Origin of the sequence: Rhodoferax ferrireducens (genome assembly GCF_031458075.1) — a bacterium.
GTDB lineage: Bacteria > Pseudomonadota > Gammaproteobacteria > Burkholderiales > Burkholderiaceae_C > Rhodoferax_B > Rhodoferax_B ferrireducens_A.
This window is the reverse complement of the sequence record NZ_JAVDXT010000002.1, coordinates 265,266-284,902: the sequence shown is the minus strand read 5'-3', so window position 1 is coordinate 284,902 and position 19,637 is coordinate 265,266. Positions and strand designations below refer to the sequence as shown.

Below are 19,637 nucleotides of genomic sequence, written 5' to 3'. Positions count from 1 at the left end.
CCTGGAGTTTCCCATGCTAAAAGTTCGTAATTTCTGCAAAAGCCTGTTTATAACTATAGCAATGTGGGGAATTTTGCCTGCGCAAGCAACACCGGTAGATGTATCTGCCCCACGCCCCTTAGTTCCTCCAAACGTCACGACCAGCTCCAATCGACCAATGATTATGTTGGCGGCCTCAAAAGACCATAGCATGTTTGGTCCCGTGTACACAGATTTTGAAGATCTTGATGACGACGGAACAATTGATACAACGTTCAAGCCTACATTCAAATACTACGGTTATTTTGACCCCACAAAATGCTATGCATACGACAATACTAGCAAGCAATTCAATCCTGCGGCATCCTCTATTATTATTACATCCACTGTAACAACGAATGGTGTTACCAGAACACTGGAAAGATATACGTGTACTTCGGCGCAAAGTTATTGGAGTGGAAACTTCCTAAATTGGTCAACCATGACCCGTTTGGATGTTGTTCGAAAAATGCTTTATGGAGGAACACGCAGTACAGATGCAACTGGAAATACAGTTCTTGAACGAGCAAAGCTTAATTGGGATGCGCATTCATTCGTTAAATATTATCGCGGAACCGATATAAGAGATTACACACCATTCACAACAGCGGCATTGACAAAAACCACGGGTAGCAATCCAAACGTTTATGCCGGTTTAAGTATATGCAACTTAGGCACAAACGATAGCACTACTGCATCACCCAATCCACCCATAATGCGAATGGTGAAGGGGAACGTTCGCTTTTGGGCAACAGTAGAATATGAAGTATGTCAATGGAGAGACACCTATAATTCCGGAACCTTTGGACCCAAACTAGCTCGATACTACAGAAACTCCGATATTGACGGAATTTCCCACGAAGTCACCATTCCATCTATTGCTAGAGATGGAGCAACTTATAGCAGCATCGGTCCAGAATTAACTGTTCGAGTGAAGGTATGCGACCCCGCATTTATTGGAGAGGAGCGTTGCCAAGCATTTCCATCCAATTCAACGACCAATTTGAAACCATACGGTTTATTTCAAGAGTTTGGATACGCCGCGGCAGGCACGGCTGCACGAGCGGAATTTGGAGTCATTACAGGTAACTATAGTGAAAACTATACAGCGGGTACTCTGCGAAAAAATATGGGGGATTTTGCAGACGAGATCAACCCAAGTACCGGCATTTTTTGTCATAGCGCATCTTCTGGTTGTGCAACCACATTAGCGGCCCCTGATGGCCGCACGACCGGCATAGGTGCCATCAAGACATTTGACTCAATATTATTGAATGATAGAACCTCTCGCAGTTATGGTTCATCAGGCACGCCGAGTTCTGTATCACAAGGCTCTTTATCCTCTTGGGGGAATCCAATTGGAGAAATGCTGGTACAAGCGCTTCAATATTACTCTTACGATGGCTCTACGCCATCGCCTACAAATCCAAGTACAACCACAAAAGATACGGCACTAGGGCTTCCAACCAGAGCTTGGAGTGACCCACTGTCAAACACCAATACAACACGAAACAGTTTATATGGAAACTCTATTTGCCGCCCTTTAAATACATTACTACTATCCAGCAGTAGCTTAAGTTTTGATGGTCAAGCCGCCACTCCTTTTGCGACCTTACCCAATAGAACAGGGGATATCGCCAGCTACACAAATACGGTGGGAGCAACGGAAGGCATAAACAATAGCCTACGTTCGATTGGGTCGGTCACAGGTGGTTATGGCGATTCCTGCTCGGCCAAAAACGTGGTGAATTTATCTGATGTTTCCGGAATTTGCCCTGAAACACCTGCCATGGGAGGTACTTACCAGGTAGCAGGAGCAGCACTATATGGCAACACTTCCAAAATCCGCACAGTAGCTACCCCACCAAGCGACCTGCAATACGTGAAGAATGCTTTAAAAGTCAAAACCTTGGCGGCCTCGCTCACCGGTGGTGCCCCACGCATTGACGTACTAGTACCAGGAACCGGAACTAGTGCATCAAATCCAGCTAAATATGTCTATATTACCCCAGAAAGCCTACAGGGTGGTGGTGGCATCAGTGCGCCACTCACATTTGCGTCTATCAGTGCTAGTGCAACGCACGGTGCATTTATTGTGACTTGGAACGATATTTTAATGGGCGGCGACTATGATATGGATATCGTTGGTTATTTGCGATACGATATTATCACTAATTCAACCACACCCGTAAGTTATGACATAAAGATCACAACGGACATACCAGGTGTTTGCGGTGGTGGAGCAGGAACCCATGGATTTAGTATTATTGGAGTGAAGAATTTACTAAATGCAGATGCAAATGGCCGTTACCTAACACACCAGCATTACAACTCTGGAACTTTATCAGGAATGCCAGCGACTTCACAGTATTTATGCGGAGACAATACTTACAGAAATTTAACCAGCCCAGCCAATACAACCTATAGAAATTTAACCTTAACCAGCCCAGCCTTTGCTGGCGCATACAGCGCAACAGTTTGCAATGTTACAGGCACAGGAGCGACAGGTGATCCAGATATTCCAACAGCTGCCGCATACTGCACGGTCAAAGATGTTGATTATCCAGTTTCTCTAACTTTTCACATGGATGGTGCATCCGATGCTTTAATTAAAGATCCTTTGTTTTATGCAGCCAAATATGGTTCATTTGACTCCAGCACAAAAAATAATAACAACACCTATACCGATTTAGCACTTCCTCCATCTGTAGATTCATGGGATAAAGTCAAAAGCGATGGATCTCTAGGAGCAGACGGCGTGCCCGATAATTATTTCTTGGCCCGTCGTCCGGATTTGCTTGAGGCACAGTTGCGCAAAGCTCTGGATAGCTTGGCCAAGAATGCCAACTCCGCCCCTGCGACAACGTCGGGACAGCTGGCTGAAGGCAGCTATAAATATGTCGCAAAGTTTGACTCTACGACTGTTACAGGTGATGTTGCAGCCTACAAGTTGCTAAGCAGTGGCGCATTCGACAGCAATCCCACCTGGGAGGCGGGGGAATCATTGAAAATCCGCGCCAGCACGGACTATGTATCCCCAAATCGTCCAGGCAACTCGCGTCAAATCATCACCAATTTCGGAAATAAGAGCACTACAAACACCGCAGCAGCAATGCGCTTTCGTTGGGCCGATTTACCTGCCGGATATGTCACCCAGATGACTACATCCAGCACCAACACCCTCAGCACCACCAATGCTGCGCTGGTTCTGAATTACATGCGCGGCGATCAATCACTAGAAAGCGCCTCTACTGGACTGCGGGAACGGGGCGATAATTTATTGGGCCCTATCGTGAATGCCACACCGTGGGTACAAGCACCTCCTTCCGCCAACTTTCTTGAATACCAATCGCCTGGTTACACGGCCTTCGCCAATAACTCCGTTAACGTAGCCCGCGAAAAACTTCTCTGGGTTTCGGCTAACGATGGGATGCTGCACGCATTCTGCGCAGAAGGTGGAGGCACGGTATGTCCTACAGGGGGTAGCGAATTGTTCGCCTACGTCCCAGGCATGTTGGCCAATCGATTGGCCGAAATCCCTCTACAACGAGGAATCGTAGGCCGAACCCGCTTGCAAGGTGCAAACTTCACTTTGGATGCAACCGAAACCCAACCCGACAGCACAGTATGGGCTTATGTGGATGGCAGCCCATTTACTGCGGATGTAAAAACTAATATCGTCGCTGCAACTTCGACTACTGTCGAAACTGGCACCTGGAAGACCATGGCCTTCAGTTCGTTGGGACGAGGGGGGCGCGGAATATTTGCCTTGGACGTCACCAATATAAGCACACTTGCTGCAGCAGAAAGTAACCCGAACAGCATCTTTCAATGGCAATTCACCCGTGATGATGACGATGACCTCGGATACCTAGTGGGCGACATCGGAACCAATACAAATACGCGACAGGCCAATCCGGTGGTTAAGCTGAATAACGGTAAGTTCGGGCTGCTACTAGGAAATGGTTACCGATCAGCCAATGGAAAAGCTGCTTTGTTCATTTTGTTTGTAGATGGACCAAGCATCACCAGTGGTTGGACAGGCCAATACGTAAAAATAGTGGCAGATGCTGGTCCCAACAATGGGCTGATGGGCGTCACCTGGCTAGATCGGGACAACAACGGTACAGCAGACGCAGTTTATGCAGGTGATTTGAAGGGGAATCTGTGGAAGTTCGACATCAGCAGCACAGTTAGTACAGCAAACTGGGATGTCGCTTACAAAGGGACCGGTACGCCAGCGGTCAACCGTCCACTATTCACCGCTCAAAATAGTGTCACGACCGGCAATGTGACTACGGTGACGCCCTTGCCCATCGTTGCAGCCCCAGAGTACGTTTATCCTGCTTTCGATGGCCTCATCATCAACTTTGGCACAGGCAATGCGTTGGAAACAGGTGACTTTCCAAAGACCTCGGTACCTCAACGTATCTTTGGCCTATGGGATCGTCCAGCATTTAGCTCTACAGACCAAAACGGTACGGGACCGATGATTCAACCCGACCTATCCACACTGGTTACTAGAGCCTATGCGCGAAGCAGTACTGGTGTAGTGACAGCGACACCGAACTCCACGACTGGCGGTGTTTCTACCTATACGGCTATAGACTGGACCAGCAAAGATGGTTGGTACTTCAATTTCCCAGGTGCGAGTCCTCCGCCAAATACGCCAAACCTGTCGGAAATGCTCTTAGCCGATCCAGATGTGCAAGCTGGGTATTTATTGTTCCCTACTGTTCGTCAAAAGGTAGGCACCGAAAGCTGTAACAACACACCAGATGTCACGCTCTACATCATTGATCCGATAGCAGGCATTCCCACACGCAAAGCTCAGGGCTTAGCCAGTGATGGGACGTTGATTGCAGGAACCCCTGTGATAAGCCAGAAGTGGGTGACTGTCACCAACCGCTCCACGGCAACCTATAAGCCACAGACCTGCGTTGCGGGAGAAGCTGGCTGCAACAATGTCAACGCAACCACTGGCATTGGTGAAAAGGATGCTACTTGTCCTCCGGGAAGCAAGGCCCTGTCATCGGAGAGCGGATCTGAAAGCCGTACTCTGTGTTACAACCCTTTGGGTCGCGTGCAATGGCGTGAAATTCCTGGACTGAGGACGGACCAATGAAGAACATGAAGCGCCAACACGGATTTACGCTGATAGAGTTAATGATCACGGTGGCCGTGATTGGCATATTGGCAGCGATTGCCTTCCCCAGCTATACAGAGCAAATAGCCCGCGGTCGCCGCACTGAGGCGCAAACAGTTTTGTTGAGCGGTCAACAATGGATGGAGCGGTTTTACTCGGAAAACTATCGCTACGACCAGAATAGTGCGGGAATTGCGGTGACAGATGCCAGTCAATTTCCCGCGCGGGTGGCCTCTACTCCCGCAGCAGCGTACTACGCCATCACAGTAAGCAATTCAGCATCCAGCCCCCGCACAAGCTATACCATCACAGCCACACGCAAAACAGGTACCAGCATGGCTGCAGACCGCTGCGGCGATATGACAGTAGACCACCTGGGGAGGCGCAGCATCGTGGCAGGCACGTACACAGCCAAGGCTGGGTCAAATCTCGCCACGGCAATCGCCTACTGCTGGAAATAGCGACAGGCACCGTACCCGAGGGAATGCGCATCGCCACCGTTGTATGGGCAGCTATAGGCTCATTGGCTATCCATGCGGCAATCCTTGGGCTACTTTGGCCAACCACTCCGCCACAACGCATATCCGACCGTCCCCCTGCATACGTCGTTCAAGCACGTTTGCTCCCCGAAACTAGCGTCCAAAAGGAGGAGGAATCACAAACCTCTGGACAGCTTCAAGCAGCCATCATTGCGCCTACGCCACCTCTGATCACTCTACACAAAGCACAAACTCAATCCGACTACCATACACCCAACCCGATATCTGTAGCGACTCCGGCAGAGCAATCCATACCAACCGCTCCAAGCATCGAAGGCTATTTGCCCATTGAAAAAGTAGACCAACCTGCAACACCGCTAGGCGACTGGGAGATCGATCCCGAAATGTTGCCACGCAATACAACTCTACGGGTAGCAATACAACTCTGGATATCCGCGCAAGGGACAATTGACCATTGGGATCTGCTAGACACATCCATATCCGATCCCGATTTAGTTCAAAAAGCTCTCTCCACAATCGAACAGACCCGCTTGCAACCAGCCTTGCTAAACCATACCGAGGTGCCTAGCGTACGAAGGTTAGAGCTTGTCATTAGCCGCGAATAGTATTTGCCAAGGCTCTCTTAGTCCCTATGTAGAAAATCGTCCCGTGACTGACTTCGATCTCGATTTGATGCAGCAAGCGCTGGCCCAAGCAACCCAAGCCCGCCTGCTCGCCCCCCCCAACCCCGCTGTCGGCTGCGTAATCGTCGCGCCAGATAGCCAAATTCTGGGCGCGGGCCACACCCAGCGCGTAGGCAGCCCGCACGCCGAGGTCATGGCGTTGCGCGACGCCGCCGCCCGCGGCCACAACGTGCAGGGCGCTACAGCCTATGTCACGCTGGAGCCCTGCGCCCACCACGGCCGCACCGGTCCCTGCTGCGATGCGTTGGTACACGCGGGGATCGGGCGGGTCGTGGCGTCCATCGCCGACCCCAACCCTCAAGTTGCTGGCAACGGTTTTGCCCGGCTGCGCGCTGCTGGCGTCGAAGTCGAAGTAGGTCCGGGTGCCGCCGAGTCCCGCGAACTCAACCTCGGCTTCTTCAGCCGCATGGTGCGTAAGACGCCCTGGGTGCGCATGAAGATCGCTGCCTCTCTGGATGGCAGCACAGCCTTGGCCAATGGCGACAGCCAATGGATCACATCACCAGAGGCCCGCGCGGATGGCCATGCCTCCCGCGCCCGCGCTTGTGCAGTGTTGACGGGTATCGGCACCATCCTCAAGGACAACCCTACACTGGATGCACGCTTGGTCGATACGCCGCGGCAACCACATCTGGTGGTGGTGGACAGCCGGCTGGACACTCCACCTGACGCTCATATTTTTATAGCTGGTCGCACAGTCTATATATGCGCCAGCGAGCAAAATGACATAAAAAAGGCAGCCTTGGAGGCGGCAGGAGCCACCGTGCTTTACCTGCCCGATGCGGCAGGTCGGGTCGATCTGGCGGAAATGCTGCGCGAACTGGCGCGGCGCGAGATCAACGAAGTACATGTGGAAGCCGGTCACACCCTCAATGGCGCCCTGGTCCAGGCCGGTTTGGTCGATGAATTCCTGGTCTACCTGGCGCCCAAGCTGATAGGCCCGGGCCTGGATATGGCCAGCCTGCTGCCGCTGGCCCAGCTGTCCGGCGCAGTACCTTTGGTATTCACATCGGTCAGCCAGGTCGGCCCCGATATCCGCATCGCCGCACGCATTCCGGGCCGCGACCAGTTCTGAGCAACTGCGCGGAATTTGCCCCCGCGCCAGTATCCATCCGAAACCCTGCGAAAATAGCCGGATGTTTACCGGAATCATCACCGGCGTGGGGCGCATCGTCGCCGTGCACGACCTGGGCAGCTCTTCATCGCATGGCAAACGTCTCACCATAGAGACGCCCGCCGGGTATCTGGACGACGTGGGTTTGGGGGACAGCATCGCGCTCAACGGCGCCTGCATGACCGCCACCACTCTCAGCCCCAGCCAGCGCCAATTCACCATCGACATTTCTGCCGAGTCGCTCGACAAGACGACCGGGCTGGACACACCGGGCCCGGTCAACCTGGAGAAAGCCTTGCGCGCCCACGACCGCTTGGGCGGCCACATTGTCTCCGGCCATGTGGACGGCATTGGCAGCGTGACCCAGTTCAGCCAGATCGGCGAAAGCTGGTTGCTGGTCATCCTGGCGCCGCCCAGCCTGGCCAAATACCTGGCCTACAAGGGCTCGATCACGGTCAACGGGGTCAGCCTCACCGTCAACCAGATCAGCGACACGACCGCGGGATGCGAGATGCGCATCAACCTGATCCCGCACACCGTGGACAACACCGCACTCGGCAACCTGCACGTCGGCTCCAGCGTCAATCTGGAGATTGACCTGATCGCGCGCTATGTGGAGCGCATGCTCCAGGCCGACCCACAGCAACCTGTAAAACCCGCACCATGACAGCACCCTCCCCCGTCGCCATCTCTCCGGTCGAAGACATCGTTGCCGACATACGCGCAGGCCGCATGGTGATCCTGGTCGACGAAGAAGACCGCGAAAACGAAGGCGACTTGATCCTGGCCGCAGACCATGTAAGCGCCGAAGCCATCAACTTCATGGCCCGCCATGCGCGCGGCCTGATCTGCCTGACCCTGTCGCGCGAAATGTGCGAACGCCTGCAGCTACCGCCCATGGTGGCGCGCAACGGTACCAAGCAAGGTACGGCATTCACCATATCCATCGAAGCCGCCGAGGGCGTCACCACCGGCATCTCTGCGGCCGACCGCGCCCGCACCGTACAAGCCGCCGTGGCCCGCAATGCCAGCGCCAGCGATTTGGTGCAGCCCGGCCACATCTTCCCGCTGCAGGCCGTGGATGGCGGCGTACTGATGCGCGCCGGCCATACCGAAGCCGGTTGCGACCTGTCGGTGATGGCCGGCTGCAGCCCGGCATCGGTGATCTGTGAAGTCATGAACGACGACGGCACCATGGCGCGCCTGCCGGACCTGCAAGTCTTCGCCGCCCTGCACGGTCTGAAGATCGGCACCATTGCCGACCTGATCGAGTACCGCAGCCGGAATGAATCCCTGATCGAACAAGTCGGTAGCCGGCAGATTGAAACCGCCTTTGGCAGCTTCACCGCCCGGGCCTTCCGCGACAAACCCAGCGGCGGCGTACACCTGGCCTTGGTCAAGGGCAACTGGACCGCCGATGAATCCATCCCAGCACGGGTGCACGAGCCGCTGTCGGTACTCGACGTACTGGAAGTAAATCGCAGTCTGCACTCCTGGAGCCTGGACGCCAGCTTGCACCACATCGCAGCCGAGGGCAAAGGCGTCGCCGTGCTGCTCAACTGCGGCGAAAGCGCGGCCGAGCTGCTGGCCCAGTTTGACGGCACCGCCCGCCCGGCCCAGGCCCCTGAACGCGGCCAGATGGACCTGCGCACCTACGGCATTGGCGCGCAGATTCTGCTGGCCTGCGGCGTACACAAGATGCAGCTCATGGGCAGCCCGCGGCGCAGCCCCGGCCTGGTCGGCTACGGGCTGGAAACCACCGGCTACCTGGCTCCCGAACAACCCGGCTCAGGCACAGTCTGAGCCCCCCACAAGCACTCAAGGAACCAACATGCTGGAAGCTGACAAAGGCGGCCTCGCGCCCCAGGATGCCCGCTGGAACGGCAGCAAGCTGCGTATCGCCATCGTGCAAGCCCGCTTCAACGAAGCCATCACCAATGCCCTGGCCGACGCCTGCAAGGGCGAACTGAAAGCCCTGGGCGTGCTGGCCAGCAACATCGACCACGTGCAAGTCCCCGGCGCCCTCGAAGTGCCACTGGCACTGCAGGCGCTGGCCGAAACCGAGCAGTACGACGCGCTGGTGGCCCTGGGCTGCATCATCCGCGGCGAGACTTACCACTTCGAACTGGTGGCCAACGAATCCGGTAGCGCCGTCACCCGTATCGGGCTGGACTACCAAATCCCGATTGCCAACGCAATCATCACCACCGAAAACCTGGCGCAAGCCGTGGCCCGCCAAACCGACAAGGGCGTTGATGCGGCCCGTGTTGCTGTGGAAATGGCCAACCTGCTGGAACAATTGGCATGAGCACCCCTGACAACACCACCCCACCCGCCTCTGCCACCAAGCGCCCGCGCCAATCGCGCAGCGGCCTGACCGACACCGGCGTGCGCAAAGCTGCCGCCAAATCCGACCGCAGCCGGGCCCGCGAATTTGCCTTGCAGGCGCTGTACCAGCACCTGGTGGGCCGCAATGACGCGGCGGCCATCGATGTATTCACCCGCGACCTGGCCGGCTTCCACAAGGCCGACTCGGTGCACTACGACGCCCTGCTGCATGGCTGCATCGAGCAAGCCGCCGAGTTGGACGCGCTGATCCTGCCGCTGCTGGACCGCAAGCTGGAAGAAATCTCGCCCGTCGAACGCTCCGTCATGTGGATCGGCGTGTACGAGATGCGCAACTGCCTGGATGTGCCCTGGCGCGTGGTGCTGAACGAATGCATCGAGCTGGCCAAGGAATTTGGCGGTACCGACGGCCACAAATATGTGAACGGCATCTTGAATGGCTTGGCACCCAGCTTGCGCGCCGCCGAGGTCCAGGCCGACAAGGCCGGCAAAGTTGGAAAAACCAATACCGACTAAGGCAAAACGCATGCGGATATCCCGGCGGGCCCAGGCCATCGAGCCGTTTTACGTGATGGAAGTGGCCAAGGCCGCCTCCGAACTGGCCCAGAAAGTCGCCCATACCGACCGGCCGATGGTGTTCTTGAACATCGGCGAACCCGACTTCACCGCGCCCCCGCTGGTGCAGCAGGCTGCCACCCAGGCCATCCGCGACGGCGCCACCCAGTACACCCAGGCCACGGGCATGCTCGCCTTGCGCGAACGCATCAGCGCCTGGTATGCGAGCCGCTTTGGCGTGCAGGTCGCCGCCAGCCGCATCGTGGTCACCGCCGGCGCCTCGGCTGCGCTGCAGCTGGCCTGCCTGGCCTTGATAGACGCGGGCAACGAAATCCTAATGCCCGACCCCAGCTACCCCTGCAACCGGCATTTCGTGTCGGCTGCCGATGGCAAGGCGGTGCTGCTGCCCGCCAGTGCCGCTGACCGCTTCCAGCTGAGCGCAGCCCAGGTCGCCGCCGCCTGGACCGACAAGACCCGCGGCGTGCTGCTGGCATCGCCATCCAACCCCACCGGCACCTCCATCGCTCCGGACGAGCTGCGCAGCATCCACAGTGTGGTGCAGCAGCATGGCGGCATCACCCTGGTGGACGAAATCTACCTGGGCCTGAGCCATGACGCCCGCTTTGGCCAGACCGCGCTGGCGCTGGACGACCAGATCATCAGCATCAACAGCTTCAGCAAATACTTCCACATGACCGGATGGCGACTGGGCTGGCTGGTCGTGCCCGAGGCCCTGGTGCCGGTGGTGGAGCGGATTGCGCAAAACCTGTTCATCTGCCCGAGCACCGTGGCACAGCATGCGGCGCTGGCCTGCTTCGAAGACGCCAGCATTGCCGAATTCGAACGCCGCCGCGCCGAATTCAAAGCCCGGCGCGACTACTTTATTCCGGCCCTGAACGCGCTTGGATTCCTAGTACCCGAAATGCCCGATGGAGCCTTCTACGCCTGGGCAGATTGCTCTCAAATATGCAGCAAATTGGGGATCAAGGACAGCTGGGATCTGGCCTATGAAATCATGCACCGGGCCCACGTCGCGGTAACGCCGGGACGCGATTTCGGCAGTACCGACACGCACAAATACCTGCGCTTCTCCACCGCCAGCTCGATGGACAACCTGCACACCGCCATCGCCCGCTTGCGGGACATGCTGGGCTGAACGCCATGGAAGCCAACACCATCTTCACCCTACCCGTCCGCGTCTACTGGGAAGACACCGACGCGGGCGGCATCGTCTTCTACGCCAACTACCTGAAGTTTTTCGAACGCGCCCGCACCGAATGGCTGCGCTCGCTGGGCATACAGCAGCGCAACCTGAAGGAAACCAGTGGCGGCATGTTCGTGGTGGCCGAAACCACCGTCAAGTACCTGCGCTCGGCCCGGCTGGACGACCAACTTCTGGTTACCGCCCAACTGGAACAAATCGGCCGTTCCACACTCACAATCAAGCAGCAAGCCCTGTGCGGCGATACCGTGCTGTGCGAAGGCAGCATCCGCATCTGCTGGGTGCAGGCCGAGACCCTCAAGTCCAGCCGCATCCCGTCCAACCTTTTAGAAATTTTGCAATGACACAAGACTTGTCGATCTGGACCATGGTGTTGAACGCCAGCATCGTGGTGCAACTGGTGATGCTACTGCTGGTCACTGTCTCCATCGCCAGCTGGGCGGCGATCTTCCGCAAGCTGTTCGCCCTCGGCAAGGTCAAGGCGCTGAACGAGACCTTCGAGCGCGATTTCTGGTCGGGCACCAGCCTGAACGACTTGTACCTTGGCGCCGCCAAGAATGCCCACGACGCCGGCCCGATGGAGCGCATTTTTGCCAGCGGCATGCGCGAATACCAGAAACTGCGCGAGCGCCGCATCGCCGACACCAGCACCCTGATGGACGGCGCCCGCCGCGCCATGCGCGCCAGCTACCAGCGCGAAATGGACGTGATCGAGTCCAGCCTGTCCTTCCTGGCGTCGGTCGGCTCGGTATCGCCCTATGTAGGCCTGTTCGGCACGGTCTGGGGCATCATGCATGCGTTTACCGGCCTGGCCAGCATGACGCAGGTGACGCTGGCCACCGTGGCCCCCGGCATTGCCGAGGCGCTGGTGGCCACCGCCATCGGCCTGTTCTCGGCCATCCCCGCGGTGGTGGCCTACAACCGCTTTGCGCGCGACATCGACCGCACGGCCATCCGCCTGGAAACCTTCATCGAAGAGTTTTCCAATATCTTGCAGCGTAACGTGGCAGCGCAGTCTCCGGCTGGGCCCGCTACGGCCGCAGCCCGGTAAGCGCCATGCCAGGCATGGTTTCCCGGGGCCGCGGACGGCGCACCATCAACGAGATCAACATGGTGCCTTTCATCGACGTGATGCTGGTGCTGCTGATCATCTTCATGGTGACTGCGCCCATGATCAGCCCCAGCGTGGTCGATCTGCCCAGCGTCGGCAAGGCCGGCAAGCAACCCGACAAGGTGATACAGATCGTCATCGCCAAAGACGAGACGCTGGAGCTCAAACTGCAAAGCAAAACCACCAAGCTCGGCAACCGCGACGTGGCCAGCGCCGTCAAAACCGCGCAGGACGGCGACGCGGCGATGCCCGTGGTCATCAGTGCCGACCGCACGGTCAAGTACGAGTCGGTGGTGAAGGTGATGGACACCCTGCAGCGCGCCGGCATACAGCGCGTCGGCCTGTCGGTCCAGCTGGGCAACTAGAACCACCATGCACGCCGCCCCCGACAGCATCAGCCTCGCCCCGCCCCAGCCGCCCGGCATGGTGCGGGCGTTTGGCCTGGCCTTGCTGGCGCACGCGCTGCTGCTGGTCGCACTGACCTGGAGCGTCAACTGGAAGCAGACCGAGAGCGCCACGGTAGAGGCCGAGATCTGGTCGTCGATTCCGCAGCAAGCCGCCCCCAAAGCCGTGGAAGCGCCGCCACCGCCGCCCCCACCGCCCGCGGAAGAAACCCGCCCACCTCCGAAGCCAGTCGAAAAAGTCCAGCCGCCGCCCGCCCCCGAAGTCAAAGACGCCGACATCGCCCTGGAGCGCGCCAAGAAGAAGCGCGAAGCCGAGAAGCTCGAACAAGCCCAGCAGGAAAAGCTGGACAAAGCCAAGCGTGAGAAAGCCAAGATCGAGAAGGACAAACAGGATGCCCTGAAGGCGCAGAAAGCCGAGGAAGAGGCCGACAAGAAACGCGCCGAAGACAAGCGCGCCAAAGAAAAGAAGGCCGCGCAAGAGAAGCAGGCGGCTCTGGACGCCCAGCGGGATGAAACCCGCCGCGACGAAACCCGCAAAGCCCAGGCCGAAGCCAAGGCCCTGGCGGCCCAGCGCGAAGCCAACCTAAAGCGCATGGCTGGCCTGGCAGGCGCCACCGGGGGTGCGAACGCGACCGGTAGCGCGCTGCAATCCGCGGGTCCATCCAGCGGCTATGGCGGTCGGGTCACCGCCAAGGTCCGGCCGAATATCGTGTTTCCGGACAGCATTGACGGCAACCCAATGGCGGATGTAGAAGTACGTTCGGCACCCGACGGCACCATCCTCAGCCGGAAACTGGTCAAATCGAGTGGCAACAAGGCCTGGGACGATGCGGTGCTCAAGGCCATCGACAAAACCGAAACCATGCCGCGTGATACCGATGGCCGCGTGCCCTCGCCGTTGACGATTGGCTTCAGACCCAAAGACTAACCTTAGGAAACCCATGCAATACGTGATCGCGCCCCCTGCAGTTGTCTCCGTACCCGTGGTCGGCCAAGCCGCCCGCTTCCCGGTACACCGCATCTACTGTGTGGGCCGCAATTACGCCGAGCATGCCAAGGAAATGGGCTTCACCGGCCGCGAACCTCCGTTCTTCTTCATGAAGCCAGCCGACGCAGTGGTCGCGGTGGAGGCCGGCCATACCGGCAGCGTGGCCTACCCATCCCTGACCGGCAACCTGCACCACGAGGTCGAGCTGGTGGTGGCCATCGGCACCGGCGGTAAAAACATCTCTGCCGCCAACGCCCACCAGCACATCTACGGCTTTGCCGTCGGCCTGGACATGACGCGCCGCGACCTGCAAAACGAGATGAAGAAGCAAGGCCGGCCCTGGTGCATAGGCAAGGGTTTCGAGCAATCGGCCCCCATCGGTCCCATCACCCCCCTCGCCCAGGCCGCTGGCGTAGAACAGGCCGAGATCGCCTTGCAGGTCAACGGCCAGGACCGCCAGCGCAGCACGGTGGCCCAGCTGATCTGGAGCATTGCCGAAACCATCGAGCATCTGTCGGCCGCCTGGGAATTGCAGCCCGGCGACCTGATTTACTCAGGCACGCCCGAAGGCGTAGGCGCCGTAGTACCGGGCGACACCCTGGTGGGCAGCGTGGAGGGCCTGGTTCCCTTGTCGATCCGCATCGCCTGAACCGCGTATGAATTTGCGCACCCCGATCAAGCACTGCAGAAACTGTGGCACAGCCGTGGCCTACCGGATACCGGACGACGGCGACACCAAGCTACGCGCCATCTGCCCCGCCTGCCACACCGTCCACTACGAGAACCCGATCAATGTGGTCGGCACCGTGCCCTACTGGGGCGACCGGGTGCTGCTGTGCAAGCGCAATATCGAGCCGCGTTTTGGCAAATGGACGCTGCCGGCCGGCTTCATGGAATTGGGCGAAAGCACGGCCGAAGGAGCAGCCCGCGAGACCGTCGAGGAAGCCGGTGCCCAGTTCGAGATGGAAGAGCTGTTCACTGTGATGAGCGTTCTGCACGTGGGCCAGGTGCATTTGTACTACCGCGCCCGGCTGCTCAGCGAGGTGTTCGACCCGGGCTTTGAAACCATCGAGGCCCGGCTGTTCACCGAAGCCGAAATCCCCTGGGACGAAATCGCCTTTCGCACCGTCTCACAGACCCTCCAGCACTATTTTGCCGACCGCCGCACCGGTCAGTTTGGCGTGCACCACGCCAGCATCGTCTAGGTAGGCACTATCCAGTTCTTGCGCGCGGCCAGCACTGCGTCAGGGTACGGCGCCTTGCCGCGCGAACCGTTGTAGCGGCCCAGGCCCAAGAACAGGTCGCCGTTCTCGCGGTCCAGGTAGTGGCGCAAGATCACGCAGCCAAAGCGCAAATTCGTCTGCATATGGAACAGCTTGCCAGGATCACCGTCGCCCAGCACCCGGGTCCAGAACGGCATGACCTGGGTATAGCCGCGCGCACCTACGCTACTCACGGCAAATTTACGAAAGTTGCTCTCCACCTGGATCAAGCCCAGCACCAGCGAGGTGTCCAGGCCCGCGCGCTTGCTCTCGTACCAGACGGTTTCCAGGAATTCCTTGCGCACCGGCCATTCGGGTTTTTTGGGCCGCAGGCGGTCGCTCATGGCACCCAGCCAGCGCAAATACGCCAGCCGCGCCTCGGTAGAGGAAAACTCGGGCACCGGCGGCGCCGCGTTGTGCACCGCCGAACTCAGGGCACCGCGTACCGCATCGGCCAGCGGCTCCTCCACTTGGCCGCCGGCATGGGAATACTCTACTTTTGATAGCACCCCCAGCAGACCAGCAGTGCGCAGAAGGGCTTTTCTTCTTGTAAAACTGCGCACCTCCACGGCATCAGACTCCGGTGCTGGCCCCAAGACGGGACTGTACAAAGGCAAACACCTCGGCCACCGCTACCTTGGTTGCGGCCGCATCGCGGCGGTGCTGGTATTCCACCTGGCCGTCCTTCAGACCCTTGTCACCCACGGTCACGCGGTGCGGCACGCCAATCAGCTCCCAGTCGGCAAACATGGCGCCCGGGCGCTCGCCCCGGTCGTCCAGGATCACGTCCACGCCGGCTGCCAGCAGCTCGGCGTACAACTTGTCCGCCGCTGCCTTGACATCCGGGCTGCGGTCCGGACTGATGGGGCAGACCACCACCGTGAACGGCGCCAGCGCATCCGGCCAGATGATGCCGCGCGCGTCGTGGTTCTGTTCGATCGCGGCAGCCGGCAAACGGGTGATGCCGATACCGTAGCAGCCCATTTCCATGAACTGCGGCTTGCCGTTCACGTCCAGGAAGGTGGCGTTCATCGCCCGGCTGTACTTGGTGCCCAGGTAGAACACGTGGCCGATCTCGATACCGCGCTCTATGGCCAGCAGGCCTTTGCCGTCGGGCGAGGGGTCGCCTTCAACGATGTTGCGCAGATCGGCAATCAGGTCCGGTTCAGGCAAGTCCCGGCCCCAGTTGGCGCCGGTGTAGTGGTAGTCGGCTTCGTTGGCACCGCAGACCCAGTCGGACATGACCGCGACTTCGCGGTCCACCACCAGCTTGACCGGCAGCTTGGTCTGCACCGGGCCCAGGTAGCCGGGCAGGCAGCCAAAATGCGCATCGATTTCTTCCAGCGTGGCAAAACGAAAGCCGTTGTCCAGACCAGGCACCTTGCCGACCTTGATTTCGTTCATCGAGTGGTCGCCGCGCAGCAGCAACAGCCAGACTTGCGTCTTGACGATTTCGCCCTGCTCGTTGGTCTGCTCGGTGGCCAATACCAGCGACTTCACCGAATTCTGCAGCGGCAGCTGCAGGTATTCGGCCACATCGGCGCAGGTGCTTTTGCCCGGCGTCAAGGTCTTGACCAGGGCCAGGCTGGCGTCTTTGCGCGGAGCCTGGGGCGCCAGCGCTTCGGCTTTTTCCATGTTCGCCGCATAGTCGCTGTCCGGGCAGTAGACGATGGCGTCTTCGCCGGTGGCCGCAATCACCTGGAACTCTTCGCTCAGGTCGCCGCCAATCGCGCCGCTGTCGGCCGCCACGGCGCGGTAGGTCAGGCCAAAGCGGTCAAAAATCTTGCGATAGGCCTGGGCCATCACCTGGTAGCTGGCCTTGGCCGCATCCTGGTCGCGGTCGAAGCTGTAAGCGTCCTTCATGGTGAACTCGCGTCCGCGCATCAGGCCGAAGCGCGGGCGGCGCTCGTCGCGGAACTTGGTCTGGATCTGGTACAGGTTCTTCGGCAACTGCTTGTAGCTGCGGAATTCCTGCCGCGCAATGTCAGTAACCACTTCTTCGCTGGTAGGCTGTACCACGTAGTCGCGCTCGTGCCGGTCCTTGATGCGCAGCAGTTCGGGGCCCATCTTGTCAAAGCGGCCGGTTTCCTGCCACAGCTCGGCCGGTTGCACGACGGGCATGGCCACTTCGATAGCGCCTGCGCGGTTCATCTCCTCGCGCACGATGGCTTCGACCTTGCGGATCACGCGCAGCCCCATCGGCATATAACTATAGATGCCGGCACCCAGCTTCTTGATCATGCCCGCCCGCGTCATGAGCTGGTGACTGACCACCTCGGCATCGGATGGCGCTTCTTTGAGCGTGGAGATGAGGAACTGGGAGGCTTTCATGGGCTAATTTATGTACAAGTGGGTTCGGGAAACAGGCTGCGCCGCTTGATACACAGGCCACGCTGTGCATAATGGACTCAGTTTAAAAATTGGGGTTTGATTATGCTTGACCGCGAAGGCTTTAGGCCTAACGTCGGCATCATCTTGCTCAACCAGAGAAATCAGGTATTTTGGGGCAAACGCATTCGTACCCATTCCTGGCAGTTTCCACAAGGTGGCATTGACCGCGGCGAAACGCCCGAGCAAGCCATGTTCCGGGAGCTGCACGAGGAAGTAGGTCTACATCCTGAGCATGTACGCGTTGTGGCCCGCACCCGTGACTGGTTGCGCTACGAGGTGCCAGACCGCTTCATCCGCAGGGATGCACGCGGTCACTACAAGGGCCAGAAACAGATCTGGTACTTGCTGCAACTGGTCGGTCACGACTGGGATTTGAATCTGCGCGCCACTACCCACCCGGAGTTCGACGCCTGGCGTTGGAACGACTATTGGGTGCCGCTAGACGTAGTGGTGGAATTCAAGCGCGGCGTCTATGAAATGGCACTCACCGAATTGGCCCGCTTTCTGCCGCGCCAGGATTACCGCAACCGTTTCTTGCGCAGCAGCATGCGCGGGCGCGAAGGCGAGCACTCGGACGGAAATTGTGATGCCGCACAGGGCGCGCATTTTGAGCTGCCGCCCGGTGCCACGTTTGATCCCGACCCCCAGCTCAGCCACCCGGCTGCGAATTGAGCATAGTGGGCGCCCTGTGCGCCCGCCCTAAGCCCTGCTACCGCGACAAGACCAGATTGTCGCGGTGCACCATCTCCGCTTCGGCCACGTAACCCAGCAGGTTTTCGATCTCGCTGGATGGCTTGCGGCACAGCAAGCGGGCTTCTGCGCTCGCGTAGTTCGCCAGACCCCGGCCAATGGCCACGCCGTTGGCATCGCGGATGGCGATCACGTCGCCGCGCGAAAAGTCGCCCTCGACCTGGGTCATGCCAATCGGCAGCAGGCTTTTTCCGCCATCGCGCACCTTGGCGGCGGCACCGGCGTCCACCGTCACGGCGCCGCGCAGTTGCAGATGGTCGGCCATCCATTGTTTGCGGGCCTGGGTTTTCTGGGTTTGCGCCACCAGCAAGGTCCCGATAGCTTCGCCGCGGGACAAGCGCACCAGGGCGTCAGGCTCGCGGCCCCACGCGATCACGGTAGAAGCACCCGAGCCCGCAGCCCGTTTGGCGGCCAGGATCTTGGTGATCATGCCACCGCGCCCCAGGCTGGAGCCCGCGCCGCCGGCCATGGCCTCCAGCGCCGGATCGCCTGCATGGGCTTCGTGCACGAAGGTCGCCGTCGCATCCTTGCGCGGGTCGGCGGTGAACAATCCCTTCTGGTCGGTCAGGATCACCAGCGCATCGGCTTCGACCAGGTTGGCTACCAGCGCCCCCAGGGTGTCGTTGTCGCCGAACTTGATTTCGTCGTTGACGACGGTATCGTTCTCGTTGATCACCGGCACCACGCCGTGCTGCAGCAAGGTCAGCAAGGTGGAGCGGGCGTTGAGATAGCGTTCGCGGTCGGCCAGGTCGGCATGGGTGAGCAACACCTGGGCGCTGCCCAGGCCGTTTTCCCGCAGCTTGGTTTCGTACATCTGCGCCAAACCCATTTGGCCGACAGCAGCGGCGGCCTGCAACTCGTGCACGGCGCGTGGCCGGGTAGTCCAGCCCAGGCGCTTCATGCCTTCGGCGATGGCGCCGCTGGACACCATGATGACCTCGCGGGGACGCAAAGCCTGGCTGGAAGCCTCCAGACCTTTGACCAGCACCGCCAGCTGGCGACACCACTCGCCTATGGCCTCTTCGTCCAGCCCACGGCCCTCGTTGGTCACCAAGCTAGAACCTACTTTGACCACGATGCGCCGGGCATCCCGCAATACCGTTGAAGCAAAAATTTGAGTCATTTAGGCCTGTGGCGCTTATTCAAC

Annotated in this window: 18 protein-coding genes; 15 read left to right on the top strand and 3 right to left on the bottom strand. The window is 59.0% G+C overall.

Translation table 11 applies throughout. The annotated features are described in order from the left end of the window. Nucleotides 1-13 precede the first annotated feature (13 nt). The 14 genes from J2X19_RS10375 (at nt 14) to J2X19_RS10310 (ending at nt 15,292) form a co-directional block, all read left to right on the top strand. Entirely contained in the window at nt 14-5,143 is a 5,130-nt protein-coding gene (locus tag J2X19_RS10375) for a pilus assembly protein (RefSeq protein ID WP_310373075.1), read from the top strand. After that, nucleotides 5,140-5,625 carry a type IV pilin protein gene (locus J2X19_RS10370; protein ID WP_310373074.1) on the top strand — a complete coding sequence of 162 codons (486 nt, stop codon included), beginning with the start codon at nt 5,140-5,142 and terminating at the stop codon, nt 5,623-5,625. Before J2X19_RS10375 ends, J2X19_RS10370 begins: the two co-directional genes overlap by 4 nt. Nucleotides 5,626-6,336: 711 nt before the next feature. Further along, nucleotides 6,337-7,422 (top strand): bifunctional diaminohydroxyphosphoribosylaminopyrimidine deaminase/5-amino-6-(5-phosphoribosylamino)uracil reductase RibD, encoded by a 1,086-nt coding sequence (gene ribD, locus J2X19_RS10365; RefSeq protein WP_405048665.1) that lies wholly within the window; start codon nt 6,337-6,339, stop codon nt 7,420-7,422. Between the two features lie 61 nt (nt 7,423-7,483). Continuing rightward, nucleotides 7,484-8,128, top strand: a complete 645-nt coding sequence (locus J2X19_RS10360; protein ID WP_116603903.1) for a riboflavin synthase — start codon at nt 7,484-7,486, stop codon at nt 8,126-8,128. Further along, complete coding sequence (gene ribBA / locus J2X19_RS10355; RefSeq protein ID WP_310373072.1) at nt 8,125-9,264, top strand: bifunctional 3,4-dihydroxy-2-butanone-4-phosphate synthase/GTP cyclohydrolase II; 1,140 nt, start codon at nt 8,125-8,127, stop codon at nt 9,262-9,264. Before J2X19_RS10360 ends, ribBA begins: the two co-directional genes overlap by 4 nt. A 28-nt stretch (nt 9,265-9,292) precedes the next feature. Further along, complete coding sequence (gene ribH / locus J2X19_RS10350; protein WP_310373071.1) at nt 9,293-9,769, top strand: 6,7-dimethyl-8-ribityllumazine synthase; 477 nt, start codon at nt 9,293-9,295, stop codon at nt 9,767-9,769. Next, nucleotides 9,766-10,323: a transcription antitermination factor NusB gene (gene nusB / locus J2X19_RS10345; protein ID WP_092756580.1), complete on the top strand. Its 558-nt coding sequence runs from the start codon at nt 9,766-9,768 to the stop codon at nt 10,321-10,323. Before ribH ends, nusB begins: the two co-directional genes overlap by 4 nt. A gap of 10 nt (nt 10,324-10,333) precedes the next feature. Beyond that, a complete protein-coding gene (locus tag J2X19_RS10340; RefSeq protein WP_310373070.1) occupies nt 10,334-11,518 on the top strand; it encodes a pyridoxal phosphate-dependent aminotransferase in 1,185 nt (394 codons plus the stop codon). A 5-nt stretch (nt 11,519-11,523) separates the two neighbouring features. Then, a complete protein-coding gene (ybgC, locus tag J2X19_RS10335) occupies nt 11,524-11,928 on the top strand; it encodes a tol-pal system-associated acyl-CoA thioesterase (protein ID WP_116603907.1) in 405 nt (134 codons plus the stop codon). Next, complete coding sequence (gene tolQ / locus J2X19_RS10330) at nt 11,925-12,635, top strand: protein TolQ (RefSeq protein ID WP_116603908.1); 711 nt, start codon at nt 11,925-11,927, stop codon at nt 12,633-12,635. The genes ybgC and tolQ overlap by 4 nt, the downstream gene beginning before the upstream one ends. Nucleotides 12,636-12,640: 5 nt before the next feature. Further along, nucleotides 12,641-13,060, top strand: a complete 420-nt coding sequence (locus J2X19_RS10325) for a biopolymer transporter ExbD (protein ID WP_310373069.1) — start codon at nt 12,641-12,643, stop codon at nt 13,058-13,060. A 7-nt stretch (nt 13,061-13,067) separates the two neighbouring features. After that, nucleotides 13,068-14,027 (top strand): cell envelope integrity protein TolA, encoded by a 960-nt coding sequence (gene tolA / locus J2X19_RS10320; RefSeq protein WP_310373068.1) that lies wholly within the window; start codon nt 13,068-13,070, stop codon nt 14,025-14,027. Nucleotides 14,028-14,040: 13 nt separating this feature from the next. Beyond that, on the top strand, nt 14,041-14,736 hold the full coding sequence (locus J2X19_RS10315; RefSeq protein WP_310373067.1) for a fumarylacetoacetate hydrolase family protein: 696 nt from the start codon (nt 14,041-14,043) through the stop codon (nt 14,734-14,736). Nucleotides 14,737-14,743: 7 nt separating this feature from the next. Continuing rightward, complete coding sequence (locus tag J2X19_RS10310; RefSeq protein WP_116603912.1) at nt 14,744-15,292, top strand: NUDIX hydrolase; 549 nt, start codon at nt 14,744-14,746, stop codon at nt 15,290-15,292. On the opposite strand, the gene J2X19_RS10305 is transcribed toward J2X19_RS10310, so the two are convergent. Both J2X19_RS10305 and J2X19_RS10300 read right to left on the bottom strand, forming a co-directional pair. Next, on the bottom strand, nt 15,289-15,882 hold the full coding sequence (locus tag J2X19_RS10305) for a lytic transglycosylase domain-containing protein (protein WP_310374504.1): 594 nt from the start codon (nt 15,880-15,882) through the stop codon (nt 15,289-15,291). The genes J2X19_RS10310 and J2X19_RS10305 overlap by 4 nt on opposite strands. A gap of 40 nt (nt 15,883-15,922) precedes the next feature. After that, nucleotides 15,923-17,680 (bottom strand): proline--tRNA ligase, encoded by a 1,758-nt coding sequence (locus J2X19_RS10300; RefSeq protein ID WP_310373066.1) that lies wholly within the window; start codon nt 17,678-17,680, stop codon nt 15,923-15,925. 102 nt (nt 17,681-17,782) lie between these two features. Here J2X19_RS10300 and J2X19_RS10295 point away from each other — a divergent pair, with 102 nt between their 5' ends. Beyond that, nucleotides 17,783-18,412, top strand: coding sequence for an RNA pyrophosphohydrolase (locus J2X19_RS10295; RefSeq protein ID WP_310373065.1), 630 nt, complete (start codon nt 17,783-17,785; stop codon nt 18,410-18,412). 37 nt (nt 18,413-18,449) lie between these two features. Here the strand turns inward: J2X19_RS10295 and proB are convergent, their stop codons facing one another. Further along, the gene (gene proB / locus J2X19_RS10290; protein WP_310373064.1) at nt 18,450-19,613 is read right to left on the bottom strand and encodes a glutamate 5-kinase; all 1,164 of its coding nucleotides are present in this window, start codon (nt 19,611-19,613) and stop codon (nt 18,450-18,452) included. Nucleotides 19,614-19,637: the final 24 nt, after the last annotated feature.

Bases quoted from the DNA above. Each gene is read 5' to 3' on its own strand.
- J2X19_RS10300 (WP_310373066.1), bottom strand. From the start codon at position 17,680: ATGAAAGCCTCCCAGTTCCTCATCTCCACGCTCAAAGAAGCGCCATCC.
- J2X19_RS10325 (WP_310373069.1), top strand. From the start codon at position 12,641: ATGCCAGGCATGGTTTCCCGGGGCCGCGGACGGCGCACCATCAACGAG.
- J2X19_RS10375 (WP_310373075.1), top strand. From the start codon at position 14: ATGCTAAAAGTTCGTAATTTCTGCAAAAGCCTGTTTATAACTATAGCA.
- ribBA (WP_310373072.1), top strand. From the start codon at position 8,125: ATGACAGCACCCTCCCCCGTCGCCATCTCTCCGGTCGAAGACATCGTT.
- J2X19_RS10370 (WP_310373074.1), top strand. From the start codon at position 5,140: ATGAAGAACATGAAGCGCCAACACGGATTTACGCTGATAGAGTTAATG.
- proB (WP_310373064.1), bottom strand. From the start codon at position 19,613: ATGACTCAAATTTTTGCTTCAACGGTATTGCGGGATGCCCGGCGCATC.
- ribH (WP_310373071.1), top strand. From the start codon at position 9,293: ATGCTGGAAGCTGACAAAGGCGGCCTCGCGCCCCAGGATGCCCGCTGG.
- J2X19_RS10360 (WP_116603903.1), top strand. From the start codon at position 7,484: ATGTTTACCGGAATCATCACCGGCGTGGGGCGCATCGTCGCCGTGCAC.
- J2X19_RS10315 (WP_310373067.1), top strand. From the start codon at position 14,041: ATGCAATACGTGATCGCGCCCCCTGCAGTTGTCTCCGTACCCGTGGTC.
- J2X19_RS10310 (WP_116603912.1), top strand. From the start codon at position 14,744: ATGAATTTGCGCACCCCGATCAAGCACTGCAGAAACTGTGGCACAGCC.
- ribD (WP_405048665.1), top strand. From the start codon at position 6,337: ATGCAGCAAGCGCTGGCCCAAGCAACCCAAGCCCGCCTGCTCGCCCCC.
- J2X19_RS10295 (WP_310373065.1), top strand. From the start codon at position 17,783: ATGCTTGACCGCGAAGGCTTTAGGCCTAACGTCGGCATCATCTTGCTC.
- nusB (WP_092756580.1), top strand. From the start codon at position 9,766: ATGAGCACCCCTGACAACACCACCCCACCCGCCTCTGCCACCAAGCGC.
- tolQ (WP_116603908.1), top strand. From the start codon at position 11,925: ATGACACAAGACTTGTCGATCTGGACCATGGTGTTGAACGCCAGCATC.
- ybgC (WP_116603907.1), top strand. From the start codon at position 11,524: ATGGAAGCCAACACCATCTTCACCCTACCCGTCCGCGTCTACTGGGAA.
- tolA (WP_310373068.1), top strand. From the start codon at position 13,068: ATGCACGCCGCCCCCGACAGCATCAGCCTCGCCCCGCCCCAGCCGCCC.
- J2X19_RS10340 (WP_310373070.1), top strand. From the start codon at position 10,334: ATGCGGATATCCCGGCGGGCCCAGGCCATCGAGCCGTTTTACGTGATG.